General features: G+C 46.1%; 30 protein-coding genes. 21 read left to right on the forward strand and 9 right to left on the reverse strand.

Features of this window, described 5'->3' with window-relative positions; all coding sequences use genetic code 11:
- The coding region (locus tag LPW36_RS14675; RefSeq protein ID WP_230610884.1) for a hypothetical protein at positions 1–122 on the reverse strand (122 nt) is incomplete at its 3' end.
- 250 nt (positions 123–372) lie between these two features.
- On the opposite strand from LPW36_RS14675, the gene LPW36_RS14680 reads away from it, so the two are divergent.
- Both LPW36_RS14680 and LPW36_RS14685 read left to right on the forward strand, forming a co-directional pair.
- Positions 373–1,122: a M48 family metalloprotease gene (locus LPW36_RS14680; RefSeq protein ID WP_230610833.1), complete on the forward strand. Its 750-nt coding sequence runs from the start codon at positions 373–375 to the stop codon at positions 1,120–1,122.
- Positions 1,123–1,461: 339 nt separating this feature from the next.
- Entirely contained in the window at positions 1,462–2,025 is a 564-nt protein-coding gene (locus LPW36_RS14685) for an NADPH-dependent FMN reductase (RefSeq protein ID WP_230610835.1), read from the forward strand.
- Between the two features lie 345 nt (positions 2,026–2,370).
- On the opposite strand, the gene speB is transcribed toward LPW36_RS14685, so the two are convergent.
- Positions 2,371–3,288, reverse strand: coding sequence for an agmatinase (speB, locus tag LPW36_RS14690; protein ID WP_230610837.1), 918 nt, complete (start codon positions 3,286–3,288; stop codon positions 2,371–2,373).
- Between the two features lie 323 nt (positions 3,289–3,611).
- Here speB and LPW36_RS14695 point away from each other — a divergent pair, with 323 nt between their 5' ends.
- On the forward strand, positions 3,612–4,208 hold the full coding sequence (locus tag LPW36_RS14695) for a YhgN family NAAT transporter (protein ID WP_230610839.1): 597 nt from the start codon (positions 3,612–3,614) through the stop codon (positions 4,206–4,208).
- A gap of 47 nt (positions 4,209–4,255) precedes the next feature.
- On the opposite strand, the gene speA is transcribed toward LPW36_RS14695, so the two are convergent.
- On the reverse strand, positions 4,256–6,154 hold the full coding sequence (speA, locus tag LPW36_RS14700) for a biosynthetic arginine decarboxylase (protein WP_230610841.1): 1,899 nt from the start codon (positions 6,152–6,154) through the stop codon (positions 4,256–4,258).
- A 743-nt stretch (positions 6,155–6,897) separates the two neighbouring features.
- On the opposite strand from speA, the gene metK reads away from it, so the two are divergent.
- From metK to ruvX, 6 genes are all read left to right on the forward strand, one after another.
- Positions 6,898–8,052, forward strand: coding sequence for a methionine adenosyltransferase (metK, locus tag LPW36_RS14705; RefSeq protein WP_230610843.1), 1,155 nt, complete (start codon positions 6,898–6,900; stop codon positions 8,050–8,052).
- Positions 8,053–8,150: 98 nt separating this feature from the next.
- On the forward strand, positions 8,151–8,654 hold the full coding sequence (locus LPW36_RS14710; protein WP_230610844.1) for a SprT family zinc-dependent metalloprotease: 504 nt from the start codon (positions 8,151–8,153) through the stop codon (positions 8,652–8,654).
- Between the two features lie 201 nt (positions 8,655–8,855).
- Positions 8,856–9,587, forward strand: a complete 732-nt coding sequence (rsmE, locus tag LPW36_RS14715; RefSeq protein ID WP_230610846.1) for a 16S rRNA (uracil(1498)-N(3))-methyltransferase — start codon at positions 8,856–8,858, stop codon at positions 9,585–9,587.
- A gap of 10 nt (positions 9,588–9,597) precedes the next feature.
- Positions 9,598–10,545: a glutathione synthase gene (gene gshB / locus LPW36_RS14720; RefSeq protein ID WP_230610848.1), complete on the forward strand. Its 948-nt coding sequence runs from the start codon at positions 9,598–9,600 to the stop codon at positions 10,543–10,545.
- A gap of 189 nt (positions 10,546–10,734) precedes the next feature.
- A complete protein-coding gene (locus LPW36_RS14725) occupies positions 10,735–11,298 on the forward strand; it encodes a YqgE/AlgH family protein (RefSeq protein WP_230610850.1) in 564 nt (187 codons plus the stop codon).
- On the forward strand, positions 11,299–11,721 hold the full coding sequence (gene ruvX, locus LPW36_RS14730; protein WP_218466802.1) for a Holliday junction resolvase RuvX: 423 nt from the start codon (positions 11,299–11,301) through the stop codon (positions 11,719–11,721). It begins immediately after the preceding gene.
- 1 nt (position 11,722) lies between these two features.
- Here the strand turns inward: ruvX and LPW36_RS14735 are convergent, their stop codons facing one another.
- Together LPW36_RS14735 and LPW36_RS14740 are read right to left on the reverse strand one after the other, a co-directional pair.
- Positions 11,723–12,103: a hypothetical protein gene (locus tag LPW36_RS14735; protein ID WP_230610852.1), complete on the reverse strand. Its 381-nt coding sequence runs from the start codon at positions 12,101–12,103 to the stop codon at positions 11,723–11,725.
- 258 nt (positions 12,104–12,361) lie between these two features.
- Entirely contained in the window at positions 12,362–13,354 is a 993-nt protein-coding gene (locus tag LPW36_RS14740; RefSeq protein WP_230610854.1) for a type IV pilus twitching motility protein PilT, read from the reverse strand.
- 22 nt (positions 13,355–13,376) lie between these two features.
- Here LPW36_RS14740 and LPW36_RS14745 point away from each other — a divergent pair, with 22 nt between their 5' ends.
- From LPW36_RS14745 to yggU, 4 genes are all read left to right on the forward strand, one after another.
- Positions 13,377–14,081, forward strand: coding sequence for a YggS family pyridoxal phosphate-dependent enzyme (locus tag LPW36_RS14745; RefSeq protein WP_230610856.1), 705 nt, complete (start codon positions 13,377–13,379; stop codon positions 14,079–14,081).
- Between the two features lie 63 nt (positions 14,082–14,144).
- Entirely contained in the window at positions 14,145–14,963 is an 819-nt protein-coding gene (gene proC / locus LPW36_RS14750) for a pyrroline-5-carboxylate reductase (RefSeq protein WP_230610859.1), read from the forward strand.
- Between the two features lie 155 nt (positions 14,964–15,118).
- A complete protein-coding gene (locus LPW36_RS14755; protein ID WP_230610861.1) occupies positions 15,119–15,664 on the forward strand; it encodes a YggT family protein in 546 nt (181 codons plus the stop codon).
- Positions 15,664–15,960 (forward strand): DUF167 family protein YggU, encoded by a 297-nt coding sequence (yggU, locus tag LPW36_RS14760; RefSeq protein ID WP_230610863.1) that lies wholly within the window; start codon positions 15,664–15,666, stop codon positions 15,958–15,960. Before LPW36_RS14755 ends, yggU begins: the two co-directional genes overlap by 1 nt.
- A 42-nt stretch (positions 15,961–16,002) precedes the next feature.
- On the opposite strand, the gene LPW36_RS14765 is transcribed toward yggU, so the two are convergent.
- Positions 16,003–16,815: a CDP-diacylglycerol diphosphatase gene (locus tag LPW36_RS14765; RefSeq protein WP_230610864.1), complete on the reverse strand. Its 813-nt coding sequence runs from the start codon at positions 16,813–16,815 to the stop codon at positions 16,003–16,005.
- A 307-nt stretch (positions 16,816–17,122) separates the two neighbouring features.
- On the opposite strand from LPW36_RS14765, the gene LPW36_RS14770 reads away from it, so the two are divergent.
- Positions 17,123–17,716, forward strand: a complete 594-nt coding sequence (locus LPW36_RS14770; RefSeq protein WP_230610866.1) for an XTP/dITP diphosphatase — start codon at positions 17,123–17,125, stop codon at positions 17,714–17,716.
- Complete coding sequence (hemW, locus tag LPW36_RS14775) at positions 17,709–18,839, forward strand: radical SAM family heme chaperone HemW (RefSeq protein WP_230610868.1); 1,131 nt, start codon at positions 17,709–17,711, stop codon at positions 18,837–18,839. Before LPW36_RS14770 ends, hemW begins: the two co-directional genes overlap by 8 nt.
- A 420-nt stretch (positions 18,840–19,259) precedes the next feature.
- Here hemW and LPW36_RS14780 read toward each other — a convergent pair whose 3' ends face one another.
- The 3 genes from LPW36_RS14780 to trmB all read right to left on the reverse strand — a co-directional run bounded on the left by LPW36_RS14780 (position 19,260) and on the right by trmB (position 21,223).
- On the reverse strand, positions 19,260–19,985 hold the full coding sequence (locus tag LPW36_RS14780; RefSeq protein WP_230610870.1) for a DUF2884 family protein: 726 nt from the start codon (positions 19,983–19,985) through the stop codon (positions 19,260–19,262).
- Positions 19,986–20,171: 186 nt separating this feature from the next.
- Positions 20,172–20,504: a YggL family protein gene (locus LPW36_RS14785; protein WP_140919839.1), complete on the reverse strand. Its 333-nt coding sequence runs from the start codon at positions 20,502–20,504 to the stop codon at positions 20,172–20,174.
- The gene (gene trmB / locus LPW36_RS14790; protein WP_230610872.1) at positions 20,504–21,223 is read right to left on the reverse strand and encodes a tRNA (guanosine(46)-N7)-methyltransferase TrmB; all 720 of its coding nucleotides are present in this window, start codon (positions 21,221–21,223) and stop codon (positions 20,504–20,506) included. The genes LPW36_RS14785 and trmB overlap by 1 nt, the downstream gene beginning before the upstream one ends.
- A gap of 208 nt (positions 21,224–21,431) precedes the next feature.
- Here trmB and mutY point away from each other — a divergent pair, with 208 nt between their 5' ends.
- The 6 genes from mutY to LPW36_RS14820 all read left to right on the forward strand — a co-directional run bounded on the left by mutY (position 21,432) and on the right by LPW36_RS14820 (position 26,701).
- On the forward strand, positions 21,432–22,487 hold the full coding sequence (gene mutY, locus LPW36_RS14795; protein ID WP_230610874.1) for an A/G-specific adenine glycosylase: 1,056 nt from the start codon (positions 21,432–21,434) through the stop codon (positions 22,485–22,487).
- 1 nt (position 22,488) lies between these two features.
- Positions 22,489–22,761, forward strand: coding sequence for an oxidative damage protection protein (locus LPW36_RS14800; protein WP_130590393.1), 273 nt, complete (start codon positions 22,489–22,491; stop codon positions 22,759–22,761).
- Positions 22,762–22,787: 26 nt separating this feature from the next.
- Positions 22,788–23,879 (forward strand): membrane-bound lytic murein transglycosylase MltC, encoded by a 1,092-nt coding sequence (mltC, locus tag LPW36_RS14805; RefSeq protein WP_230610876.1) that lies wholly within the window; start codon positions 22,788–22,790, stop codon positions 23,877–23,879.
- 64 nt (positions 23,880–23,943) lie between these two features.
- Positions 23,944–24,084 carry a hypothetical protein gene (locus LPW36_RS14810; protein WP_230610878.1) on the forward strand — a complete coding sequence of 47 codons (141 nt, stop codon included), beginning with the start codon at positions 23,944–23,946 and terminating at the stop codon, positions 24,082–24,084.
- Between the two features lie 192 nt (positions 24,085–24,276).
- Complete coding sequence (locus tag LPW36_RS14815; protein ID WP_230610880.1) at positions 24,277–25,002, forward strand: nucleoside/nucleotide kinase family protein; 726 nt, start codon at positions 24,277–24,279, stop codon at positions 25,000–25,002.
- Between the two features lie 280 nt (positions 25,003–25,282).
- Entirely contained in the window at positions 25,283–26,701 is a 1,419-nt protein-coding gene (locus tag LPW36_RS14820; protein WP_230610882.1) for a sodium:proton antiporter, read from the forward strand.
- Positions 26,702–26,858 lie beyond the last annotated feature (157 nt).

Here is a 26,858-nt window from a genome sequence, read left to right on the forward strand (position 1 = left end):
CACAGAACTTCCGCGATATCGGCCATGCCCATCGGGGCTCCCGGATGGCCTGATTTGGCCTTTTGTACGGCGTCCATACTGAGGGCGCGAATAGCGTTAGCGAGTTCTTTATGAGAAGGCATTATTAACTCCATTTTAGGCTTAGGATTCGAGGTTCAGATCCAGAATAGGAAAAACGCCCTTATCTTCTCAAGTCAGCGCTAAAACGGCAACCCCGATTGACAATACAAATGGTTGCATAAAAGGTGGGATTTTGTACCAAAGATCTTTTCAAATCCTCATGACACACTCTTTTATTATTGATATTATCGCGCAACTGGATAGGACCAGTCTTGAAGGCTAGTAATCATATAATCACAGGAAGATAGTTTTATGAAAATGCGTTCTACTTTAATTGCTGTAACTTTAGCTTCAGCTACTATGTTAGCGGGTTGTCAAAATGGAAGTATTGGGGATACTCTTCTTTCTGCAGTCACTGTAAGCGATGCAGAAGTGAAATCAATGTCTGACCAATCTTGTAAAGAAATGGACCAGACCAACAAAATTGCAGGCAAAAGTAGTAAGTACGCCAAGCGTCTGAACAACATCTCCACGAAGTTAGGCACCAACATCAATGGTCAACCTCTGAACTACAAAGTTTACTTAACTGATGATATCAACGCATGGGCAATGGCTAACGGCTGTATCCGTGTGTATAGCGGTCTGATGGATAAGATGACTGATGATGAGATCGTTGGCGTACTGGGCCACGAAATTGGTCACGTTGATTTAGGCCACACCAAGAAAGCATTCCAGGTTGCTTATGCAGCTCAGTTCGCTACCCAGGCAGCACTTCAGTACGGCGGTAAAACTGCAGCAGTTCTGAACGATGCTCAACTTATGGATTTCGCTAACGCACTGATCAATGCTCAGTTCTCTCAGTCTCAAGAATCAGAAGCGGATAACTTCTCTTACGACCTGCTGAAGAAAAAGCATCTGAAAACTATGCCTCTGGCAACTGCGTTTGACAAACTGGCTCAGTTAGACGGTGGCGCAAGCGCTGGTATGATGAGTTCTCACCCGGGCTCTAAAGAGCGTGCTGATGCAATCAGAGCACGTATCGCTGCTGACGGCGGTAAGTAATATTTATACAGAAATAGCCTGATAAATTATCAACGCATTTCTGCTATAACGCTTAAAACCGAGGTAATGCCTCGGTTTTTTTGTTTTTATCCGATATCCCCTTCCCAATATTTGGCACGAAATCGTTAACACTCCAGTATGAAGCGGCGTAGAGTGATTAACTCACTGACAAATCAGAGATAATCTTTTCATTTATCAGGGTTATTTCTTTGCCAGTGTCATAGTTATCTACTATCTTTTATATCAATGCCGCACTTGTGCGGAGCACCCCCGTTTCATCACTTAATCAGGTTGTAGTATTCAATGAATCATCAATAAAATTCACCAAGGAGTCGTCTTATGAGTCAAGTGAAACACGTAGCCGTTTTGGTCGGTAGCCTGCGTAAAGAATCAATCAACAGAAAAATTGCTCTGGCCTTGGCTAAATTAGCACCTTCTTCAATCAAGCTGGATATCGTGGAAATTGGCGATTTGCCTCTCTATAGCGAAGATATTGATGTCACACCACCTGCGGCTTACACCACATTTCGTAATCGAATCAAAGCCGCTGATGCCGTACTGTTTGTTACTCCTGAATATAACCGCTCTGTACCGGCAGCGCTTAAAAATGCGTTGGATGTAGGTTCTCGTCCTTACGGACAAAGCGCCTGGTCAGGCAAACCGGGAGCCGTTGTTAGTGCATCACCGGGCGCCATTGGCGGTTTTGGTGCTAATCACCATTTACGCCAGTCGCTGGTGTTCCTGAATATTCCATGTATGCAACAACCGGAAGCCTATATCAGTAACGCTGGCGCTATTTTTGAAGAGAGCGGTGAACTGACCGAAAAAACCAAAACCTTCCTGCAAAGCTTTGTTAATGCTTATGCTGACTGGGTTTTATTTCAAACCCGACCACAGAAATAATTTATTGTAATAACTCCTTGAATGAAACGGCTGATAACTATCAGCCGTTTCAGATTGATGACAAAGCTAAATGATTCAATCTTATGTTTTAGCATAGCCAATCGGAGGGAGAGATTGCCGTTGGGGTCGTAGCAGCTTTAGCTGCCGGAGCGCCCCTAGGGAATCTAAGCCCGACGCGCTCTACAGCTAAGTAAAGATGGTCTTCCGGCCGAGCACGAAGGTGATATGAACAGCATCATTTTTACGGCCGGAATATTCATAGATGCTGATTAATTAAGTTTGTCAGCAATCAAAAACGGCTGATAACTATCAGCCGTTTTTGATTATTCTTATCTTCAGATTAAATCACTTTTTCGCCGCCTGCATATACAACATATCCAGCGCAATCGTAGCTGCTGCCAGCGCGGTCATCTCTGCATGATCATAGGAAGGAGCAACCTCCACCACATCCATTCCTACAATATTCAACGACTGTAACCCACGCAGAATTTTCAGCGCACGATCGGAGCTTAATCCACCGCATACTGGCGTACCGGTACCCGGTGCATAAGCAGGATCCAGACAGTCAATATCAAAGGTCAGATAAACCGGCATATCGCCGACAATCTTTTTAACCTGAGCAACAACATCATCTACAGTACGGTCATTTACCTGCGCGGCATCCAGCACGGTGAAACCGTTATCAGTGTCATGTTCAGTACGAATACCGATTTGTACTGAATGCGCCGGGTCGATTAAACCTTCATTTGGCGCATGATAGAACATGGTACCGTGATCGAACTTACTGCCATTTGAGTAGGTATCGGTATGGGCATCAAAATGAACCAAAGCCATTTTGCCAAAATGTTTAGCGTGGGCTCTTAATAAAGGCAGCGTCACAAAGTGATCGCCACCAAAAGTCAGACAGCGTTTGCCGGCAGCCAGCAGGCGTTCTGTGTGAGCCTGAAGCTGTTCACTCATATCCTGAGCATCGCCAAAATTGAACACCACATCACCGCAATCAACAACATTCAACTTGCTTTGCAGCTTGAATGTCCACGGCCAGCGGCAAGATTCCCAGGCCAGATTGGTGGATACCTGACGGATAGCCGCGGGTCCATGACGGGCACCGGAACGGCCTGAAGTGGCCATATCAAAAGGTACACCGGTAATAACCCAATCAGCATCGCTTTCATATGGCTGAAAATTAAGCGGTAAACGTAAAAAACCAAAAGCATTGGAGACCAGTGAATTATCAGGCTTATTGCCAAGCGTGCTATTCATTGTATTCCTCAAAATATCTACGTCATCTTTCCGTTACCCCGCGCCATCGGCGGTGGGTCCTAAGCGGAAATCAACTAAGTCGCGAAAAAAAATCCCTCCTCGTCAGAATGGTGCGCCCGACGAGAAAGGGATTCAGAGAATTCTTCAATTGTACTGAGGTAAATTATGGAGTGTATTCCCCCCATCTTCAAGAAAAATCCCCAGCCTCATCGATTATCGCCACAGCAACTTTTCAGGCTCATTTGCAGTAATAAAATTAACCCATCTTTCCGGCGGTTAAAGTTAGTATATAGTTAAGCTAAACCCATTAACCGGATTTATATATGGCAGAGATGACATCGGCAATAATTCTACTTTTTCTTATCCTGGATCCGTTGGGAAACCTGCCGATATTTATGTCGATCCTCAAACATATCGACCCTAAGCGCCGCCGTATTATTGTTATCAGAGAGATGTTGATTGCATTGGTGTTGATGATGGCCTTTCTGTTTACCGGTGAAAAAATTCTGGAAGTGCTGAACCTGCGCACTGAAACGGTTTCTATCTCCGGTGGGATTATTCTGTTTTTAATTGCTATCAGAATGATTTTTCCCTCTTCCGAAAATAGCAATACCTCAGGTTTACCCGCAGGAGAGGAGCCATTTCTGGTACCGATGGCCATTCCATTAGTGGCCGGGCCTTCTATTCTGGCCTCACTAATGATGTTATCGCATCAGTATCCAGGAAAAATGGGCTATCTGGCTATTGCGCTGTTTATCGCCTGGGCGCTCTCCGCCATGATATTGATGATGTCAGATCTGTTTTTGCGGCTGTTAGGAGAAAAAGGGGTTAATGCGCTGGAACGTTTGATGGGACTGATACTGGTGATGATATCAACCCAAATGTTTCTGGATGGCATTCGTAGTTATTTATCGCACTAAAAGCAGAAATAAGCAGGTAGCCATTAACCACCTGCTCATCGATTTAATTACTCATCTTCAAGATAAGTATAACCATATAATCCTGCTTCAAACTCTTCCAGGAACTGCTCTTCAAGCTCAGGGCTTAAATTGGCACTCTTGATTTGTTCACGATAGCGAGTCATCAGGGTTTCCGGATTAAGCTGCACATATTCCAGCATTTCCGCAACGGTGTTGCCCTCTTCAGACTGTTCAACTTCAACGCTGCCATCGTTAAATACAAACACATCAACCGATGCGGTATCACCAAACAGGTTGTGCATATTTCCCAAAATTTCCTGATAGGCGCCAACCATAAAGAAGCCTAACAACGGAGGATTCTCCGGATCGTAAGGTGGCATTGGCATCGTTGTTGCCATACCGTCACCATCAATATAGTGGTCAATGGCACCGTCAGAATCACAGGTAATATCCAGCAATACCACACGGCGCTCAGGATCTTTATCCAGCCCGCTCAATGGCAATACAGGAAACAGCTGGTCGATACCCCAGGCATCCGGCATTGACTGGAACAGTGAGAAGTTAATGTAAAGCTTATCTGCCATACGCTCATCCAGCTCATCAATGATTGGCAGGTGAGCACGATTGCTTGGTTCAAGCTGTAGCTGAATGCGATGACAAATAGTCAGATAAAGCTGCTCGGCATAAGCACGATAGGTTAAATCCAACATGCCGTGTGCATATTGGGTATGCACATCATTCAGATCCAACTGGCTATCATGTAGCCATTCCCGCAGTGAACGGCGATTTTCTGGCTCTTGCATCTCCAGCCAGGTATCCCACAGGCTGCATAAGGCACGTGGGGCATCTTCACTTGGCGGTTGCGGTACTTCAAACTCATTGCGCTCCACACCAATAACGTTAGACACCAATACAGTATGGTGTGCCGTTACCGCGCGGCCGGATTCGGTAATTACCGTTGGGTGCGGTAAACCATGTTCATTACAGGCTTCACCGATTCCCCAAATAACGTTGTTGGCATATTCGTTCAGACCGTAGTTCACTGAACAATCAGACTGAGAACGTGTACCTTCATAGTCCACGCCTAAACCACCACCAACGTCAAAACACTGAATATTGACACCCAGTTTATGCAACTCAACATAGAAACGTGCTGACTCACGTACACCCGTGGCAATATCGCGAATATTAGATAGCTGAGATCCCAAATGAAAATGCAGCAGTTGCAGGCTGTCTAAACGCCCGGCACTGCGCAAGGTATCCACCAGCGTCAGCACCTGAGAAGCCGATAAACCAAATTTAGACTTATCTCCACCGCTGGCCTGCCATTTACCAGAACCCTGAGAAGCCAGACGAGCGCGCACTCCAAGACGAGGAATAACGTCCAGACGTTTAGCCTCTTCCAGCACTATCTTTATCTCTGACATTTTTTCAATGACCAGATAAACCTTATGACCGAGTTTTTCCCCGGTTAATGCCAGACGAATATATTCACGATCTTTATAGCCGTTACAGACAATCACTGAACGGGTAAAACCGGCATGGCCCAATACCGCCATTAATTCAGCTTTAGAACCGGCTTCCAGCCCCAAAGGTTCACCGGAATTAACCAGTGACTCAATTACCCGACGCTGCTGATTAACTTTAATCGGATAAACTAAAAAATAGTTGCCTTCATAACCAAACGACTCGCGCGCACGTTTAAACGCTGCATTAATAGAACGTAAACGATGCTGAAGTATTTGTGGAAAACAAAACAGCGACGGCAGACGCTGTCCCTGCTCTTGCATTCCCTGAACTAACGTTGCCAGATCCACCCGTGCATCGGGTAAGTCAGGATCCGGACAGACAGTAATATGGCCGGATTCATTCACGCCATAATAACCACCACCCCAGTGAGCGACATTATAAGTACGCATCATTTTGCTTGCGGAACCGTTTGTCATAACAACATAAGCCTCTTAGAGCCCGGAACGGAAACAAACCGATCTGAGCAACTCAACAGTAAAAACTACCCGATTAGTTCGTATTTCACCATGTAGCACTGGAGGGTAACTACCGGACCATACGACCGCATAAGAATAGACGATAATATTACCATTTCATATTGTTAATGAAGTAATCTTGCCGCAGGAAACAAAATTTTTGTTTATAAATATGTCAGCAGGATATTTAGCGAATCATGCATTAAAAATCACATTAAAATCAATAAATAAAGAAGATAAGTTAGATTTAAGATACGGTGATAATTATCCAGATATATAACCAGATCAAAAACCTGATTATCTCTGGTAAAAAAGCATTATTTTCAGAACTAAATGATAATTAAACAGTTAATATTCTTATTGACGCTCCCTCGTTGGCCATTTTTATTTTAACCCGCCATATCTGTATTTTTGTGCCCTGAATCACAGTAAAAACCTTCGTTTATTTCCAGCATTAAAAAAAATATAATATATAACAATAAGTTGAATAATTTTGGATAAAAAACAACTGGCAATATTGTAGTAAATCTTTAGAATAGCCATCCAGAAGTTAATCCGTCTATACCGATTAACTAACGTATTCATGAACTCCTTAATCTGCACATGCGTTGTCTCACACCTGAACAAGTGGAGGCGTTGAATAATCTCCCCAATAAGAGATAACGTCGCTTTGCAGTTAAACCGTCTTAGAGGTAAGAGAAGAAATGGCCCAACACCTGTTTACTTCCGAATCCGTATCCGAAGGGCATCCGGATAAAATTGCCGACCAGATATCTGACGCAGTACTCGATGCAATTCTTGAACAAGATCCTAAAGCGCGTGTAGCCTGTGAAACCTACATCAAGACCGGTATGGTTTTGGTGGGTGGTGAAATCACAACCTCCGCCTGGGTAGATATTGAAGAACTGACTCGTCGCACCGTGTGTGATATTGGTTATACCCACTCTGATATGGGGTTCGATGCCAATTCTTGTGCTGTATTAAGCGCTATCGGCAAACAATCACGGGATATCAATCAGGGTGTTGACCGCAGCGACCCGTTAGAGCAGGGTGCTGGCGATCAGGGCATTATGTTTGGTTATGCGACTAACGAAACCGAAGTTTTAATGCCTGCACCAATTACCTACGCTCACCGTTTAATGGAACGTCAGGCGGAAGTACGCAAAAACGGCACTCTACCCTGGTTACGTCCGGACGCTAAGAGCCAGGTCACTTTTATGTATGACAATGGCAAGATCAGCGGTATTGATGCGGTAGTATTATCTACTCAGCACTCAGACCATATCGGCCAAAAAGATCTACAGGAAGCAGTTATGGAGCACATCATTAAGCCGGTTCTGCCTGCTGAATGGTTATCTGCCAGTACCAAATACTTTATTAACCCAACCGGTCGTTTTGTTATTGGTGGGCCAATGGGTGACTGTGGATTAACCGGTCGTAAAATTATCGTTGATACTTATGGTGGTGCTGCCCGTCACGGTGGTGGGGCATTCTCCGGTAAAGATCCTTCTAAAGTTGACCGTTCAGCAGCCTATGCTGCTCGCTATGTGGCTAAGAATATCGTGGCTGCTGGCCTGGCGGATCGCTGTGAAATTCAGGTTTCTTATGCTATTGGTGTTGCCGAGCCAACTTCAATTATGCTGGAAACCTTCGGCACAGAAAAAATTGCACACGACCGTTTAATTCAGTTAGTGCATGAGTTCTTTGATCTGCGTCCTTATGGGTTAATCAAAATGCTGGATTTAATCAGACCGATTTATCAGCAAACCGCAGCTTACGGCCATTTTGGTCGTGAACATTTCCCATGGGAAAAAACAGATAAAGCAGCAATGCTGCGCGAAGCTGCCGGACTTAAATAATTTCCGACAGGTATCGTAGTGAATTTAACGGCGTGATGGCACCAGCCTCACGCCGTTTTTTATTGCTCATTTTGCAGCGCCTCGCTATGCTAGCATCCATGACCATACTTCGCCTTCCCATCGCTACTCAACAAGCCGTTATGCGCTGTCTGCGCCATTACCTGATACTGGCTAACGACCATTTAGAAACTGAATATCCGGAACCCAAAATCACCTATCGCCAGCGTGGAACTACCGCAGGAACCGCTCATCTCACCCAATGGGAAATTCGCCTTAATGTCGTCTTACTGATAGAGAATGGTCAACAGTTTGTTGATGATGTGGTTCCCCATGAGCTGGCCCATTTGCTGGTTTACCGCCAGTTTGGTCGGGTGTCTCCGCACGGTAGCGAATGGCAATGGATGATGGAAAAAGTACTGGGTGTTAGCGCTACCCGGACACACTGTTTTAATGTGCTGTCGGTACAGGGAAAAACTTTTACCTATCATTGCAATTGTCAAACTCATCAGTTAACCATACGTCGCCATAACAAAATTATGCGCAAAGAGAGCGAGTATCGCTGTAAACGCTGCGGTAGCCTGTTGAAGCCCACAGCATCTTAAGCTATTAACATCTCTGGTCACTGAGCTTTTCCTGCTTTTAATGGCGATAAAGACAACGCAGGGTTGAACAGTCTGTTCTACAATATTAAGCTTATCCGGTTCAGTTAACATATTTTACGACTTCTTTGGCCATATAGCCGGAAAAGAATACCCCTTGAATGCCTGTTAATTCAGGAAAATACCGGAAAACAGAATATAACTATGCGTATTCCCCGCATCTACCATCCCCATTCTCTTGCTATCGCTAATGATATCGCCCTGAGTGATGATGCCGCGAATCATGTTGGTCGCGTACTGCGTATGCAGCCGGGTCATCAGTTGATGCTGTTTGATGGTAGCAACCAGGTTTTTGATGCTGTCATTACCCGGGTTGATAAAAAGCAGGTACTGGTCAATATCGTTGATAAGCGGGAAGAAGACCTTGAGTCACCGCTTAATTTTCACCTTGGTCAGGTAATTTCTCGTGGTGAAAAGATGGAGTTTACGATTCAGAAATCCATCGAATTGGGAGTGAATGTCATTACCCCACTGATTTCAGAGCGCTGTGGTGTAAAGCTGGATAAAGAGAGGCTGGAAAAGAAAGTCCAACAGTGGCAAAAGATTGCTATTGCCGCCTGCGAGCAGTGTGGGCGTAACCGGGTTCCCGAAATCCGTCCGGTAATGAACCTTGAAGAATGGTGTTCAGAATCTGATGGCGGTATCAAATTAAATCTGCACCCAAGAGCCAGCCAGAGCATTAATACGCTCACCATGCCGGTACAAAACATCCGCCTGTTAATTGGCCCCGAAGGGGGATTATCTCAGGACGAGATCGATATGACAGCAAATTACAATTTTACAGATATTCTACTCGGCCCCCGGATTCTGCGTACAGAAACCGCGGCGCTTACCGCGATTGCTGCACTACAGGTACGCTTTGGCGATCTGGGATAAGGAGAAAAAGATGATCAAACTCGGCATCGTGATGGACCCTATTACGTCCATCAACATTAAGAAAGACTCCAGCTTTGCCATGCTGCAAGAAGCGCAAAAGCGCGGCTGGGAGCTGCACTATATGGAAATGAACGATTTGTATCTGCATACCGGAGAAGCCCGTGCGCGGACACGGACAATGACGGTTCAGTATGATAAAGAACACTGGTTCGACTTCCATCAGGAGCAGGAGATCCCACTGCACGATCTTGATGTGATTTTGATGCGTAAAGATCCTCCGTTTGATACGGAATATATCTACGCCACCTATATTCTGGAACGTGCGGAAGCAAAAGGTACACTGATAGTCAACAAACCTCAGAGCCTGCGCGACTGTAATGAAAAACTGTTTACCGCCTGGTTCCCTGAACTCACGCCATCGACACTGGTTTCCCGCAGTGCAGAACATATCCGCCGTTTCTATGGGGAGCATGGTGATATTATTCTCAAACCGTTGGACGGCATGGGCGGTTCCTCTATTTTCCGCGTTAAGCCAAACGATCCTAATTTGTCGGTAATCATCGAAACTTTGACCGAACTGGGTACCCGTTACTGTATGGCACAAAACTTTGTACCGCAGATTTCTGATGGTGATAAGCGCGTTCTGGTGGTAGACGGTGAGCCGGTTCCTTACTGCCTTGCCCGTATTCCAAAGCAGGGAGAAACCCGTGGTAATCTGGCTGCTGGTGGGCGTGGTGAAGCTCGCCCATTAAGCGAAAGTGACTGGAAAATTGCCCGCAGCGTAGCGCCAGTTCTGAAAGAAAAAGGTTTGGTGTTTGTTGGTCTGGATATTATTGGTGACAAACTGACGGAAATTAATGTCACCAGCCCAACCTGTATCCGGGAAATTGAAGCTGCCTTCCCGGATGTTTCTATCACCGGTATGTTAATGGACGCTATCGAGCGTCGAATTAAATAAGTTGCTACGCTCAAATAATAAATTCCTTTAACTAAAATGACTCTGTCGCCTGCCATTTAAGGGACAGAGTCAATTTTTTTACTGTCAATTAGTTATCACGCTAAGCATCAACAGGCTAAATTTGTTATAATTATCAATGGATGACAGTACCTACACTTCATATTTCCATTCAGCCAACGGTTTAATACCATGAACTTACAACACCATTTTCTTATTGCGATGCCCACTCTGGAAGACCCCTGTTTTAGCCATTCGGTTGTGTATATTTGTGAACACAATCAGAATGGCACGATGGGATTAGTTATTAACAAACCCTTGGGAGAACTAACCGTCGAAGAAGTGCTCACCAGGCTGAATATTTACCCCACACCAAAGGTGTCCAATATTCACTTAAACAATCCGGTACTGGACGGCGGGCCGCTGGCTGACGATCGGGGATTTATTTTACATACTCCCCGCCAGAAATTTTCATCCAGTATCCAGATTAATGAACATGTTATGATCACCTCATCAAAAGATGTATTAGAAACCTTGGGTACCGCGTCTCAACCATCTGAAGCGCTGGTGGCTTTGGGGTATGCCGGTTGGGATGCCGGTCAGTTGGAACAGGAGCTGCTGGAAAACAGCTGGCTAACCGTTGAAGCAGATACCGACATTTTATTTCATGTTCCGGTCAATCAGCGCTGGCAGAGCGCGGCGAGGAAGCTGGGTGTAAACATTCATACTATTGCAACACAGGCAGGTCACGCATAAATGTCTAACCGTACTGTATTAGGATTTGATTTTGGCACCAAGAGTATTGGTGCAGCTATCGGCCAGGAAATTACCGGTACTGCTCGCCCTCTTGCTTCATTTAAGGCTAAAGATGGCAGCCCCGACTGGCAGCAAATCGAAAAATTACTGAAAGAATGGCAACCTGATTTAGTGGTGGTTGGGCTTCCATTAAATATGGATGGAACAGAGCAACCGGTTACCGCTCAGGCAAAAAAATTTGCTAATCGCCTGCATGGCCGATTTGGAGTGCAAATCCAATTACATGACGAACGTTTAAGTACGGTAGAAGCGAAAGCCGATCTGTTTTCCCGTGGCGGTTTTCGCGCACTGGATAAAGGCAGTGTAGACGCGGCCTCTGCGGTGATTATTCTGGAAAGCTGGTTTGAGCAACAGCTTGGTTAAACTAATGCAACAGATTGTCCAGCGTACTTCCCCAGTTAATACTCATTTTGATATTGCAGGCCTGAGTTGCCGCATAGTAAACGGTATATCCCTGACGATTTGATGTACCTTTATACTCAGGAATCTCTCCGCATCCGGTAATCACATAATCCGTATTTGGCAATGGAATCGCATTGCCCGTTCCCAGCAGAGCGAAATACTTGCCGTACTCCCCCTGACCGACTTTTTGCACTAATACATAATCGTTGGCATTCAATTGCGTTTTACTGACGATCATTGCCGCCCGACCGGTTGAGTCAGTAACACCAAACAGCGGCTTCTTAAATGCCGGATCGGTCTCTGTATCCTTGGTTACCACCAGATAGAAGGGTGTATCGGCCATAGGTTGATTGGTCTTTGGTTCTAACAACCCTACCGTAATCTCAAATGTTCCTTCAGAACCATAGGTTTTGGCAATGTATTTTTATAGTACCAATAGCCGCCACCACCAATGATGACCAATAAAATAACCGCTAAAAGCCACTTAAATACGCTCAAGGTTTTCTTTTCCTTTCTGTTTACAATACAAGTCGTTAAACAAAAAGCAGTTCACCATACTTGGGAGAAATAGAAAAGCGATTTAGCAAAACCTTTACGTTTATTATCCATTAATCAGTCCGTTCAATAATAAACGACTTCGGCACTGCGCCATGGTTTGCATACCGTTAACCGCCCCGGTTTGTAACAGCGTTAGCAGTTGATGATGTTTGCCTTCCCGAATCATATTGCTTACCGCAGGCGTATTCACCAGCACTTCATAAGCCGCAATACGCCCACCTTTAGTACAGGGCAGAAGCTGCTGACAGACTACCGCCTGTAAACTATTTGCCAATTGGGTACTCACAAAGCGCTTCTCTTCGGCCGGGAACACATCAATAATGCGTTCAATAGACTGCACCGCAGAGCGGGTATGTAGGGTGGCAAACACCAGATGTCCGGTCTCTGCTGCGGTTAATGCCATATGGATGGTTTCCACATCCCTTAACTCACCTAACAAAATAATATCGGGATCCTGTCGCAATGCCGCCCGTAGCCCCTGAGAAAAACTCTCCACATGCCTGCCAACTTCACGCTGTTGAATCAGGCAACGATCGCTGTGATGTATAAACTCAATGGGATCTTCCAGCGTAATAATGTGACGAGCTGACTGCCGGTTAATCATAGCTATCAGCGCTGCCAGCGTGGTCGACTTACCGCTCCCTGTTGCTCCGGCAATGATAACTAAACCATCAAGACAGCGGCTCATTGCGATTAACGAATCAGGAATACCCAACGACTCCGGCGGAGGTATCTGGTTTTGAATAAAGCGAAAAGCGGCAGATATGCCGTCGCACTGTTGGAACAGATTTACCCGCAGGCGTATCCCTTCAATGGTTAAAGCAAAATCTAACTGCCCTGACTGTTGAAATTGTCCCAGTTGTTCACTGGTCAGGCAGGCTAGCAGTTGTTCTGACAGCCATTCGGGTTGCAGTAAACTTTCTCCAAAGTAGTGTAAATCCCCGTTCACGCGCAATACGGGTAAATGGCCGGCAGAAAGGTGCAGATCGGACGCATTTTGCTTTACACTATCGGTTATTAATTGGCATACATTCATAACAGGCTCCCTGAATAGACTTATGACAACTATCCAACAGAATCTGGAAACAGTCAGGCACCGTATCGCTAAAGCAGCGCAACAATGCGGCCGTTCTCCCAAAGAAGTTCAGTTACTTGCAGTCAGTAAAACAAAACCTGTGGAGGCGATTCAGGAAGCAATCGACGCAGGTCAGCGTCTGTTTGGTGAAAACTATGTACAGGAAGGCGTGGACAAAATTCGACACTTTAGCAGCCTCCCTGAAACGGGGGGTCTGGAGTGGCACTTTATTGGCCCACTGCAATCCAATAAAAGCCGACTGGTTGCGGAACACTTCCACTGGATGCATACCCTGGACAGGGAGAAAATTGCCCGGCGCTTAAGTGAACAACGGCCAGCAACCATGCCGCCGCTGAATGTACTCATCCAGATTAATATCAGCGATGAACAGAGTAAGTCAGGTATTAAACTGGAGGAGCTAACCGAACTGGCAGCGCAAATCCACAATCTCCCCCATCTTAAACTGCGTGGGCTGATGACTATTCCCGCACCGGAAAGCGATCCTGCCCGTCAACTTGCAGTATTTCAAAAAATGACACAGGCTTTTAATCAGCTTAAAACCGCCTATCCACAAATCGACACCCTTTCCATGGGAATGACGGACGATATGGATAATGCTATTTGTGCAGGTAGTACTATGGTGCGTATTGGTACCGCTATTTTTGGTGCCCGCGACTATACCCTGTAATCTGTCAGGTACCCGGGCATTTCTCCTACTACCTGAGCTTAAACCGACAAAGTGAGACTTATCATGCAACACCGTAAAATTACGTTTATTGGTGCCGGTAATATGGCAAAAGCGATTATTGCCGGATTGGTCAATGGCGGTTACCCGGCGGATTTGATTACCGCAACCTCTCCATCAATGAAACAGGATAGTCCGCTACAGGCTCAATATGGCATTCACTGTAGTAATGATAATGTCGAAAGCGCCCGTCAGGCCGATGTGGTGGTGTTGTCCGTTAAACCACAGATGATGGCTGAAGTTTGTACCCCTTTACATCAGCAGGTGGATCTGCGCGGAAAATTGATTTTATCTATTGCCGCCGGTGTTAGCGTGGCCCGTTTTACCCAACTGCTGGGGCCGGTTAACCTTATTCGCATTATGCCCAATACCCCATCATTAATTGGTTTGGGCATGAGCGGCCTGTACGCGCCACCGCAAATTAGTCCGCAGGATAGAGAATTTACCGCACAGCTGATGCAATCCGTTGGGGAAATCTGCTGGGTAAATGAGGAAAGTGGCATAAATAGCGTTATTGCCGCCGCCGGTAGCGCCCCGGCCTATTTCTTCCTGTTTATGGAAGCGATGCAAAATGAGTCTGAACGTCTTGGATTTGAGCCGGAAACCGCCCGTTTACTGGTTCAGCAGGCCGCTTTAGGCGCCGCGAAAATGGTGGTTAATAACCCGCAGTTAGATATTGCCACACTACGCCAGCAGGTCACTTCAAAGGGCGGTACCACCGCTGAAGCGCTACGCGTCTTTAATGAACATGGCTTAAGTGAAACGGTGGCTTCGGCCATGCAGGCCGCCATCAGACGTGCAGATGAAATGGAAAAATCACTTTAAAATAGCGACCCGGCAATGAATTCACGGGTTCATTGCCATTTTTCCTTGATTTACTATATGCTAATCCCCAAATATATTGGTGTCGTTATAGCATAATACTGTTTTTCAGATTCCAGTCTGGCTAAGTCCGGGCAGACAATAACCAAGGGTTAACCATGCAATTTTTATCTTTTCTTATTGTAACCGTGCTCGATCTATACGTATCGGTGTTACTGCTGCGGGTATGGATGCAATGGGCAAGAGCCGATTTTTATAATCCATTCTCCCAGTTTGTGGTGAAAATCACCCAGCCGATTATTGGGCCATTACGTCGCGTTATCCCGTCTATTGGGCCTATTGATACCGCTTCACTACTGGTTGCCTATGTCCTTATCCTGCTGAAATATGTCATCGGACTGTGGCTGATTAACCAGGTGCTATTATTCTTCCCGGTTTACCTGCCGCTATCTCTGCTGGAGCTGCTAACCGCCGCCGGTAAACTGGTGTTCTGGATTATCATTATTCGTGCGCTGATGAGCTGGATTAGTCAGGGCCGTAACCCGGTGGATCAATTACTTATCCAATTAACTGAGCCACTACTGTCACCGATTCGCCGCCTGTTGCCTTCAATGGGAGGTATCGATCTGTCACCTATGGTGTTGATCCTGATCCTTTATGCGCTGAACTACCTGAAAGCAGATATTCTGGCTCTGATTCTGTAATGAGCGCCGTAGAACAACATTCTGATGCGATTATCCTTCGGCTGTATATTCAGCCGAAGGCCAGCCGCGATCAAATTGTTGGCCTGCATGGAGAAGAGTTAAAAGTGGCCATCACTGCCCCACCGGTTGATGGTCAGGCAAATGCTCATTTAATTAAATTTCTGGCTAAACAATTTCGCGTTGCCAAAGGTCTGGTGACGATTGAAAAAGGGGAGCTGGGGCGTCATAAGCAGGTAAGAATCGATAATCCACAGCAGGTTCCTGCTGAAATCAAGCTTCTGTTACCGGATGTCTGAACACTCAGGCATCCTTTCGTATTTCTATTTGATAATCAATTGCTAAAATAAATTTTCGGTTTTCAGTAAGTCACACTGATAGTCTTGTATATCACCCGTATGCCCTGCATTCAGGCCAAAAACGTCCAGTCGGTTTACCAGCAATAAATACATTGGCCGGTTGCTATGGTCGATATAAGCCACCAACGCTAAACCATATTTCTCCATATTGTCTGCTGCATCCGAAACTTCTGTCGCTAGGCGCTGAAACGGATTGATTTCACGCAGTTGGGATTCAGTTAATGTGCGGACAACATAGTGATGGCCATTAATACCATAAGGTACCGACGACCACTTTTCGCTGAACTTATCTATCTGGCTTCCCAACTGTGCCTGAATTTCCGGTTTAATGCAGGCAATATGAATGTGCAGTTGTTCCTGACTACGCCCATAAGCTGAATTAACGGCTAATGAAACCATTTCCCGGGAAATAGGTTTACCTGCCTGTTGTGCCAAATAGTGGCGCGCCATCCACGCCTGATAGAGATAATCGGTAGCGTCCGACTGCTGTAGCGCTTTACTCTCAATGCCATCAATTTTGGCCGTAGGAATTAACAGAAAATGCAAAGGACCGCTACGATCTTTAAATATGACGTATCCTCGTTTGGTATCCGGAGCCAGAACCACGTTAATACAAGGAGAAGCGGTTGATGCGCTTAATTGCTGATGAGGAATACATTGTTCACTAACAATCTTCCATAATTCATTTGAGTGACTACGTACCCACCCCCACCAGATAGCTAAAATTACCAGCGATATAACAACAATCGCGACCAGCCATTTCAGTAATTTAGGCAATCGTTTTTTTCGTTTCATTCTCATCTTCGGAGTGTTAATTGATAGTTTCTCCCGTCAATTATAACACAGATGTAACAGTTGATTTTAATTCAATAAATTATGTTTCCGGTTAACAATTAAATAAAACTTATTGATAATATTGAATAAAAAATAAAAACCTACTCATTAGGCAGCCAAAGAATCACGCTCCCTTACCATTTTCGCTCATTCACCTGCTGTAGTTTGAGTTATGCTATGGGGCAATGAAGTATTGGAAAATAAAACGCTATTCTATTGCAGGTATACCTGCCCTGATTAAAACTCGAAATAACAGGTGGATTCCACAATGCAGAAACTGGTGCTTGCAACCGGTAACCCCGGTAAAGTGCGTGAGCTGGCAAATCTTTTGGCTGATTTTGGTTTTGAAGTCATTGCCCAAACCGATCTCGGCGTTGATTCGGCTGAAGAAACCGGATTAACCTTTATTGAGAATGCCATCATTAAGGCACGTCATGCTGCTCAGGTTACTGGCCTGCCAGCCATTGCTGATGACTCAGGTATTGCTGTTGATGTTCTGGGTGGCGCACCCGGTATCTATTCCGCCCGCTATGCCGGAGTTGATGCCAGCGATCGGGCAAATCTGGACAAGCTGCTGGAAACATTAAAAGATGTTCCAAAGGAGCAGCGTCAGGCACAGTTTCACTGTGTACTGGTGTATATGCGCCATGCTAACGATCCTATCCCATTAGTTTTTCACGCCAGTTGGCCGGGTGAAGTTCTGTTCAGCCCTGCCGGAGAAGGGGGTTTTGGTTATGACCCTATATTCTATATTCCTGAACTGGGATGTACCGCTGCGGAATTAAGCAGAGAGCATAAAAGCAAGATATCTCACCGCGGTCAGGCATTAACCATGCTATTGGATGCACTGCGTAATGCTTAATCCTCCGCCGCTGAGCCTCTATATTCATATCCCCTGGTGTGTGCAAAAGTGCCCCTATTGCGACTTTAATTCACATGCCCTGAAGGGTGATATTCCCGATATGGATTATGTGCAGCATTTACTTACCGATCTGGATAACGATTTACCGCTTACCAGTGGCAGATCCGTCAACACGCTGTTTATTGGCGGTGGCACACCAAGTCTGTTGGGTGCAGAGGCCATGCAGCGGCTGCTGGATGGCGTTCGTAGTCGTCTGGCGCTGGAAGATAACGCTGAAATTACCATGGAAGCCAACCCGGGCACGGTTGAAGCGGATCGATTTAGGGCCTATCAGCAGGCCGGTGTTAACCGTATCTCTATTGGCGTGCAGAGCTTTAGCCAGCCCAAACTGGAGCGGCTGGGGCGGATACACGGCCCGGAAGAGGCAAAGCGTGCGGCACATCTCGCACAGGGTCTTGGATTACGCAGTTTCAATCTGGATTTAATGCACGGTTTGCCCGATCAGTCGCTGGAAGAGGCGCTGGACGATCTGCAACAGGCGATTGAGTTAGATCCTCCCCATTTATCCTGGTATCAACTCACCATCGAGCCTAACACCCTGTTTGGTTCACGCCCTCCGGTGTTGCCAGACGACGATGCGCTGTGGGACATCTATCAACGTGGTCATGAATTACTCAGCGCTGCTGGTTATCAACAGTATGAAACCTCGGCCTATGCCAAACCGGGTTATCAATGTCAGCACAACCTGAACTACTGGCGTTTTGGTGACTATCTGGGTATTGGCTGTGGCGCTCACGGTAAGCTGAGTTTTAGCGACGGGCGAATTATACGCACGGTAAAAACCCGCCATCCCCGTGGTTATATGAATGGTAAATATCTGGATAAGCAGTACAACGTTGAAACCGACGAACGCCCTTTTGAGTTCTTTATGAACCGCTTCCGCCTGCTGGAAGCCGCACCAAGAGCAGACTTCAGTCGCCTTACCGGATTAGACGAAAGTGTTATTCGGCAGAATATTGATAGTGCGTTGAAGTTGGGGTACCTGACGGAGACCAGTGAGCACTGGCAGATTACAGAGAAAGGGAAATTATTCCTGAACTCGCTGTTAGAACTGTTCTTGTAACCAGAGAAAAAGGGCAATATTAAGTATTGTATCCATTTCGACCATAAACAGTATTGTGTACAAATAAGCTATTGTGCATGGCCGAGCAAGAGGCGTTAAGGCGAACGCCTCCTGCACCTCCGCGCCTTCGCACACGAATCCAGGTCGCCTCCGGCGACTACCTTCCTCCTTCGTTCGGGCTTACGCACCGACGCAGAGCCGCTCCCGACGTCGCTGCGCCTCGACTGACATCCATGTCAGTCGTGCTACCCTCTCTCAGTCGTCAGTTGAATTCCAGTGCTCAATAGAACAAACAAAAGACAAAAGACAAAAGACAAAAGACAAAAAATCTTTGAATAAGATGTTGTTAACTCAGAGCTATACTTAAAAAAACATAAAACCCGCATTAATGCGGGTTTTATTATAGAAATTGCTATGAAATTACTGCGGTAATGCCTTCAATAAATCGGCCCGCTGCTGCTCCAGCACCGTAACCTTCCCACAGGCTTCTTTACCGAACTGGTTGAAGTCTTTCTCCTGCTTCTTCCATTCGTCTTTAATTTGCTGCTGTAAGCCGCCCAGGCTGCCTAATACCGCCTGCAACGGGTTACCGGACTTACCGGCTTTAGCCACTTGCTGAATACCCAGTTCGTTAATGCTGTCCTGTAGCACCCCGCCCAGGGTATTTTGCATAATTACCTGACCATTAGCTTCAACTTGTGAAACAGCCTGATGATGGAAGGCTAAACCCTCTGCGCGAGGCTCCAGTACTTTTTCCATCTCTTTAGTCAGCTCTGAACTTAAAGTGACTAAACGCTTACGCACATTACTCTCGCTACCCAATTGCTTAACAATCACGTTATCCAACGCACCCTGAGCGGTTTTCAGGCGTGAACGAACACCGTCGTTAATATAAGGCAAATCGGTACGTAAATTGGTTTGATAGCTCACCGCCTGAGCGCGAGCTGCATCAGAAAGGGTTAATACTTTACCATTACGGGTCACATCACCATTCTTACCAATTACCAGCTCACCGCTGGCACCAGCAATTTTAACCGTATCCTTATTAATAAAAATATCATCCTGTGGTTTTACATTACATTCATAAGCCGCTTGCGCCTGCCAGGCCATCAATAGCAAAAGGGCCGCGCCGGTTTTTCGTAACATAATTATTCCTCAATGGTTAATGCGAAATCGTACTTTTGTTGGGTCAACCAGACTATAGACATCGGAGTCCGTCAGGTGTTCATCACTTAAGGGGATTAACTGAAAAATGGCAGGATTAGTTAAAGCTGTTCAATATGACCCAAAACTAAAAACGATCGGGAGGAAATTATCCCCCCGATTTAGCCATTACTCTTCGTAATAGTTAATATCCATCAGCTCACTGGCTTTTACATCCAGCATGCCTTTGTCTTCCAGCCAGTTGGTCACGATACCGCGATGTTCTTCGGTACATTTACCGATCTTTTGCAGGCATACCAGACCATCCCACTTCAGATAGCCACCGCCCTCAAAAGAGAGGTCGTGGGCTTCAAACACTTCGTTGATAAAGTTATCAATTGTTGCGTCGATCTTCTCAACTGCGGTTCCTTCAGGAAATGCCCAACTGATTAAAAATCCGATTTCCTGAAACTCATCGATACGCATTTTTTTACGTAAACGACGACTACGTTGATGTGCCATTATTCACTCCTCTCAAACATCAAATCCCATACGCCATGTCCTAAACGATGGCCGCGTAACTCAAACTTGGTTAACGGCCGGGAATCAGGACGTGGCACATAAGTACCATCAACCGACAAATTACGATATGTCGGAATCGCGTTCATCACTTCTAACATATGCTCTGCATAATTTTCCCAGTCAGTGGCCATATGAAAAACACCACCCACTTTTAATTTTTTCAGGATCGCCATAGCAAACGGCGTCTGAAGAATTCGGCGCTTATGATGGCGCGCTTTATGCCAGGGATCGGGGAAGAACAGCTGAACCATATCCAGAGAAGCATCAGGGATCATCTTATCCAACACTTCAACCGCATCATGGCACATCACCCGCAGGTTCCCTACTCCGGCTTCATGAGCCGAAGAGAGGCAGGCTCCTACGCCAGGACTATGAACTTCAATCCCCAAAAAGTCCTGCTGTGGGTTATCCTGTGCCATCTTAACCAGCGACATACCCATACCAAAACCGATTTCCAGAGTAACCGGTGCTTCCCGACCAAATATCGCCGACAGGTTTAGCGGTTCCGGTTGAAACTCTACTCCCATTACCGGCCAGTAGTTATCCAGCGCATATTGCTGGCCTTTTGTCAGCCGCCCCTGACGGCGAACAAAACTACGAATGCGGCGCATTGCGCGGCCGTCTTCATTAAATTCAGGGGAAATAACATCGTTAATCATAAAAAATTCTGTTTATACCGGCCGCAGTTAATGACGAAAATAAAAATTTCAGGCTGGCATCATACCCTATATTGCCCTAATCCTTAAACAATCCGCGACAAACCGTTCAGGTTATTCTGCGCGATTATCTCAGGTTAAGGTTTACTCTGGCTGATGTCTGTGCTCGAATCACGCCATCTGTTTTATTCTCGGGAAATGTCACATTTATATGATGCAAGCAAAGCCATTTGCGCAGGCCGTTTTGAACTGGTACCAAAAGTTTGGCCGTAAGACCCTTCCCTGGCAAATTGAAAAAACGCCTTATCACGTCTGGCTTTCTGAGGTCATGCTGCAACAAACGCAGGTCACGACCGTTATTCCCTATTTTCAACGGTTTATTACCCAATTCCCGGATATTAACACACTGGCTGCGGCACCAACGGATGAGGTATTACACCTCTGGACCGGTCTTGGTTATTACGCCAGAGCACGTAATCTGCATAAAGCAGCAAAAACCATGGCCCTCCAGCATCACGGGGTTTTCCCGACAGATTTTAATACGGTAAACGACCTGCCGGGCATTGGCCGCTCTACCGCTGGTGCCATTCTCTCCCTCTCGCTGAATCAGCACTATCCGATTCTTGATGGCAATGTAAAACGGGTAATCGCCCGTTGTTATGCCGTAGAGGGCTGGCCGGGTAAGAAAGAGGTAGAAAAACGCCTTTGGGATCTCAGTACAGAGGTCACCCCGGCGGAGGGTGTGGCTCAATTCAATCAGGCGATGATGGACCTTGGTGCACTGGTTTGCACCCGCTCGCGTCCTAAATGCGAGCTGTGCCCGCTTAATTCAGGCTGTATCGCCTATGCCAATCAGAGCTGGGCCGACTATCCGGGAAAAAAAACAAAACAAAGAATACCGGAGAAAAACGCATGGTTCCTGTTACTTAAGAACAATGATAAAGTCTGGCTGGAACAACGACCGGATGTCGGGCTCTGGGGAGGACTTTACTGCTTTCCTCAGTTTAGCGATCCAGCTTCACTGAACCACTGGTTGGAACAGCGGGGAATGTCTGCTGATAACCTAAAACAGCAGACGGCTTTTCGCCATACCTTCAGCCATTTCCATCTGGATATTACGCCGATGTTGCTTAATATGGTGCCAGGTCAACGCTGTCAGGAAGAGCGTCAGGGGTTATGGTACAACCTGACCCAACCGCCATCCGTCGGGCTGGCAACGCCAGTTGAACGATTACTTAATCAGCTTAAAAATGAACACGAGGATTAGCATGAGCAGAACCATTTTTTGTACTTACCTGCAAAAAGAAGCCGATGGGCAAGACTTCCAGCTTTATCCTGGTGAATTAGGCAAACGGATTTTTAACGAGATTTCGAAAGAAGCATGGGCGCTATGGATGAGTAAACAAACCATGTTAATCAATGAAAAGAAATTAAATATGATGGACCCGGAACACCGCAAATTACTGGAGCAGGAAATGGTGAATTTTCTGTTTGAGGGTAAAGATGTCCATATCGATGGTTATACACCACCAAGCCAATAATCTTTGTTTTGAATAATGCGCCAAAAATGATCATTAATTTAAAAAAAATCTGCGCGCTGCTGCTGATAGCGCCTTTGCTGGTCTCGTGCGGAGGCGGCAGTGAGAAAAAAACTCAGGATGACGATAAATATATTAAAGACACCAATGCGTTCGATATTCTGATGGGCCAGTTTGCCCATAACGTCGAAAACATCTGGGGTATGCATGAAGTCCTGATCGCCGGTCCTAAAGACTATGTGAAATATACCGATCAATACCGCACTCGTAGCCATATTAACTTTGATGCCGGTGTCATCACGGTGGAAACGCTGGCGACAGAAAATCCGGAAGCCAGCCTGCGTCAGGCGATTATTACGACGCTATTGATGGGCGAAGACCCACAAACCACCGATCTCTATTCGGACGCTAATGATATTCAGATTAGTAAAGAGCCTTTCCTGTATGGTCAGGTACTGGATCAGGATGGCAATACCATTCGCTGGCAATGGCGCGCCACGCATTTTGCTGACTATATTATCCAGACTAAGCTAAAGCGGCGTTCATCCGGACTGCGGGTCATTTGGTCAGTGGATATTCCACTGGTAGCAAACCATCTGGATAAACGTGCCCATAAATACCTGCCTTTGGTACGTAAAGCTGCCCATAAATATAATGTTGAAGAGTCACTGATTCTGGCCATTATGCAAACCGAATCCAGCTTTAACCCTTATGCTGTCAGCCGTTCCGACGCGCTGGGTCTGATGCAGGTGATGCAGCATACTGCCGGTCGTGATGTATTTAAAATGCAAGGCAAATCAGGGCAACCAAGCCGTAACTTCCTGTTCGACCCGGAGAACAATATTGATACCGGTACGGCCTACCTGTCGATTCTGCAAAACAGCTATTTGGGTGGCATTACTAACCCAACCTCACGCCGCTATGCCGTGATTACCGCCTATAACGGTGGCGCAGGTAGCGTATTGCGCGTATTCTCCAGCGATCGTAATAAAGCGCCGGATGTGATTAACCGGATGTCGCCGGGTGATGTGTATGAAACACTGACCACTAAGCATCCATCGGCTGAATCACGTAATTATCTGAATAAAGTGAATACGGCTCAGAAGAACTACCGGAGATAATCCGCTCATGCCGCTGTCAGTAAAGGCTGTCAGCGGCATAAATTCAACAATAAGGAATCCTGTTATGGGTGGAATCAGCTTACCGCAGATTATTGGCATCGTTGTCGCCGTTGCGCTCGTTATCTTCTGGCAAAAGCGCCAGCGTGAAAAAATGGTGGCACAACAGCAAGAGTTAGAAAATAAGCAAAAAAACAGCCTGGAATAACCTCAGGCTATAGCACAATTTTGCATAAAACCGGCGAATAACAGATATCGCCGGTTTTTTAATAGCTTCGTGCCACCATAGGCAATTTTGCAAAACCTGATATTATTTGGTTTAAGCTTTTATCCATCACTCAACAACCAAACCGTGACGTCAGAAGGCTCTCCGTCACCACAGTATTAAAGGAATATACTGATGAATGTGGAATTGGATGTTAATGGCCTTAGCTATATCGCCACATTTCCGGATAAGGATATACGGGATCTCCATCTGCCTTTACTGCGGATGTTAACTGAATTCCAGCGGCGTAAAAAACAGCGTCTGGTAGTCTTTCTTGCCGCGCCTCCCGGCGTTGGTAAATCAACCCTGACCAGCTTTTGGCAAATTCTGTCCCGTCAGGATATGGCGCTAAAAGATCTGCAAGGGCTACCGATGGACGGCTTCCATCGTTATAACAGCTATCTGGATGAGCATAACCTTCGGGCCCGTAAAGGCGCACCAGAAACCTTCGATTTGGCGCTGCTCAAAGACTATATCGCAACATTGCAACAATCGGATGCCCGCTGGCCTGCTTATGACCGGAATCTTCACGATCCGGTGCATAACGCCATTGAAGTGACATCTCCTATTCTGGTTATTGAAGGTAACTGGTTATTACTGAAAGAACCGGGCTGGCAGGAGCTGATTACTCTGTGCGATTACAGTATTTTTATTGGTAGCCCAATAGAAAATCTGAAACAGCGTCTGATTGAGCGAAAAATGAAAGGCGGATTAAGCCATCAGGATGCAGAACACTTCTATGAAACTTCAGATGCGCTTAACGTTCAACGCGTGTTAAGTAATAGTCAGCAGGCGGATATGACCCTGATGATGTTGCCTGATGGTTCCTATAGCACCGTTGATATCAATATTCTTGATTGATACAAATCCGGCGAGATATACCATTAACTCGTTGCTTTAAATATATCAATATCTACAGTAACGAGTTGAAAAAATATCATAGCCGACAGACACCTATCGGACTATTCCAAAGCGTTTATTCCATCAAGTCATATGTTTTACAGATTGTTATTACTAACGAACTATATCCTCCTCCAATAAAACCCGGATGTAGCCTGTACTTTGACAGGAGTACCTGATTTTTGCTCAAATACTGAAACGTTTTTTCAATCTTATACGTTGGTTACCGGAGCAACCGCTAATGTCCCGTCCACTATTATTAAAACTATTATGCCTTTTGTCTGGCTTGATGATGCCTGCCGTCAGTTTTGCAGCGGATATTGATGGTTCAACACTGAGTCTGGGATGGGGTATTCCATTTGTTGGTATTCTGTTGTCGATTGCACTTTGTCCATTGCTGATCCCTACTATCTGGCATCATCATTTTGGCAAAATCACCGCCTTATGGTCGGCGCTGTTTTTGATTCCATTTACCATCACTTTTGGTATGGATACCAGCATCGGGTTAGTCACTCATGCCATTCTGGCGGAATACATTCCTTTTATTATCCTGTTATTCGCCCTGTTTACCGTATCTGGCGGCATTTTAGTTAAAGGTAACCTGCACGGTTCGCCTAAGCTAAATACCGCGCTGTTGGCCATTGGAGCGATTCTTGCCTCACTGATGGGAACGACCGGTGCAGCAATGCTGCTGATTCGCCCGCTTATCCGGGCAAACGATAATCGTAAGCATCAGGTACATGTGATTATTTTCTTTATCTTTCTGGTGGCTAATATTGGCGGTGGCCTTACACCATTAGGCGATCCGCCGCTGTTTATTGGCTTTCTGAAAGGCGTCGACTTTTTCTGGACCGCTAAGCACATGCTGCTGCCGGTTGTAATAAGTACTTTGGTATTACTTACCCTGTTCTATGTGGTGGACAGCTACTATTACAAGCGTGAAGATGAAATTGAAGCTCACGACCCTACCCCTGACTCTAAATTACGCCTGTACGGTAAATTTAATTTTATTCTGCTATTGGCGGTAGTTGGCAGCGTTTTACTCTCCGGCTTCTGGAAGTCTGGCGTAGAGTTCAGCATATTGGGTGTTCATATGGAGTTGCAGAACATTATTCGTGACATTCTGCTGTTGGTGATTGCCGCCCTGTCGATGATATTAACTGCGAAGCAGGTCCGCTCCGTCAACCAGTTTAGCTGGGAGCCGATTCTGGAAGTGGGTAAGCTGTTTGCTGGTATTTTTATTACCATCGGACCGGTATTAGCTATTCTGCGTGCAGGACAGGATGGGCATATGGCCGGGCTGGTTGCCATGGTTTCTGATTCCGAAGGTGCGCCAATCAACGCTATGTATTTCTGGCTGTCTGGTGCGCTGTCCGGATTCCTGGATAACGCCCCAACCTATCTGGTGTTCTTTAATCTGGCAGCCGGTGATGCCGCAACACTGATGGGGCCGCTACAGCAGACGCTGCTGGCTATCTCAATGGGTTCGGTATTTATGGGCGCCCTGACCTATATCGGTAATGCTCCAAACTTTATGGTGAAGAGTATTGCTACCCAAAGCGGCATCGCGATGCCCAGCTTCTTTGGTTATATGAAGTGGTCGTTTGGTATTCTGGTACCGCTGTTCCTGATACTGACAGTGATATTCTTTCTGATCTAAAGATATTGCTCCCAATAAAAATGCCGCGTGAGCGCTGAGGGATCCCCACAAAATCAGCGCTAATAAACCAACACCATACTCTGGTAGGTTTTGGCGAGATGATTAAGAACAGTACTGAGTACTGTTCGTCTTAAAATTAGCGGAGAGTGTCGCAAGA

Origin of the sequence: Limnobaculum eriocheiris, from assembly GCF_021010575.1 — a bacterium.
Lineage (GTDB): Bacteria > Pseudomonadota > Gammaproteobacteria > Enterobacterales > Enterobacteriaceae > Limnobaculum > Limnobaculum eriocheiris.

Coding starts and splice junctions, on each gene's coding strand:
- LPW36_RS14820 (WP_230610882.1), top strand. CDS start 25,283: ATGTCCCGTCCACTATTATTAAAACTATTATGCCTTTTGTCTGGCTTG.
- trmB (WP_230610872.1), bottom strand. CDS start 21,223: ATGATTAACGATGTTATTTCCCCTGAATTTAATGAAGACGGCCGCGCA.
- LPW36_RS14810 (WP_230610878.1), top strand. CDS start 23,944: ATGGGTGGAATCAGCTTACCGCAGATTATTGGCATCGTTGTCGCCGTT.
- metK (WP_230610843.1), top strand. CDS start 6,898: ATGGCCCAACACCTGTTTACTTCCGAATCCGTATCCGAAGGGCATCCG.
- LPW36_RS14680 (WP_230610833.1), top strand. CDS start 373: ATGAAAATGCGTTCTACTTTAATTGCTGTAACTTTAGCTTCAGCTACT.
- LPW36_RS14740 (WP_230610854.1), bottom strand. CDS start 13,354: ATGAATGTATGCCAATTAATAACCGATAGTGTAAAGCAAAATGCGTCC.
- LPW36_RS14780 (WP_230610870.1), bottom strand. CDS start 19,985: ATGTTACGAAAAACCGGCGCGGCCCTTTTGCTATTGATGGCCTGGCAG.
- yggU (WP_230610863.1), top strand. CDS start 15,664: ATGAGCGCCGTAGAACAACATTCTGATGCGATTATCCTTCGGCTGTAT.
- LPW36_RS14710 (WP_230610844.1), top strand. CDS start 8,151: ATGACCATACTTCGCCTTCCCATCGCTACTCAACAAGCCGTTATGCGC.
- LPW36_RS14745 (WP_230610856.1), top strand. CDS start 13,377: ATGACAACTATCCAACAGAATCTGGAAACAGTCAGGCACCGTATCGCT.
- rsmE (WP_230610846.1), top strand. CDS start 8,856: ATGCGTATTCCCCGCATCTACCATCCCCATTCTCTTGCTATCGCTAAT.
- speB (WP_230610837.1), bottom strand. CDS start 3,288: ATGAATAGCACGCTTGGCAATAAGCCTGATAATTCACTGGTCTCCAAT.
- LPW36_RS14695 (WP_230610839.1), top strand. CDS start 3,612: ATGGCAGAGATGACATCGGCAATAATTCTACTTTTTCTTATCCTGGAT.
- LPW36_RS14770 (WP_230610866.1), top strand. CDS start 17,123: ATGCAGAAACTGGTGCTTGCAACCGGTAACCCCGGTAAAGTGCGTGAG.
- mltC (WP_230610876.1), top strand. CDS start 22,788: ATGATCATTAATTTAAAAAAAATCTGCGCGCTGCTGCTGATAGCGCCT.
- hemW (WP_230610868.1), top strand. CDS start 17,709: ATGCTTAATCCTCCGCCGCTGAGCCTCTATATTCATATCCCCTGGTGT.
- LPW36_RS14785 (WP_140919839.1), bottom strand. CDS start 20,504: ATGGCACATCAACGTAGTCGTCGTTTACGTAAAAAAATGCGTATCGAT.
- proC (WP_230610859.1), top strand. CDS start 14,145: ATGCAACACCGTAAAATTACGTTTATTGGTGCCGGTAATATGGCAAAA.
- gshB (WP_230610848.1), top strand. CDS start 9,598: ATGATCAAACTCGGCATCGTGATGGACCCTATTACGTCCATCAACATT.
- LPW36_RS14685 (WP_230610835.1), top strand. CDS start 1,462: ATGAGTCAAGTGAAACACGTAGCCGTTTTGGTCGGTAGCCTGCGTAAA.
- LPW36_RS14735 (WP_230610852.1), bottom strand. CDS start 12,103: ATGGCCGATACACCCTTCTATCTGGTGGTAACCAAGGATACAGAGACC.
- ruvX (WP_218466802.1), top strand. CDS start 11,299: ATGTCTAACCGTACTGTATTAGGATTTGATTTTGGCACCAAGAGTATT.
- LPW36_RS14800 (WP_130590393.1), top strand. CDS start 22,489: ATGAGCAGAACCATTTTTTGTACTTACCTGCAAAAAGAAGCCGATGGG.
- speA (WP_230610841.1), bottom strand. CDS start 6,154: ATGACAAACGGTTCCGCAAGCAAAATGATGCGTACTTATAATGTCGCT.
- LPW36_RS14815 (WP_230610880.1), top strand. CDS start 24,277: ATGAATGTGGAATTGGATGTTAATGGCCTTAGCTATATCGCCACATTT.
- LPW36_RS14755 (WP_230610861.1), top strand. CDS start 15,119: ATGCAATTTTTATCTTTTCTTATTGTAACCGTGCTCGATCTATACGTA.
- LPW36_RS14765 (WP_230610864.1), bottom strand. CDS start 16,815: ATGAAACGAAAAAAACGATTGCCTAAATTACTGAAATGGCTGGTCGCG.
- LPW36_RS14725 (WP_230610850.1), top strand. CDS start 10,735: ATGAACTTACAACACCATTTTCTTATTGCGATGCCCACTCTGGAAGAC.
- mutY (WP_230610874.1), top strand. CDS start 21,432: ATGATGCAAGCAAAGCCATTTGCGCAGGCCGTTTTGAACTGGTACCAA.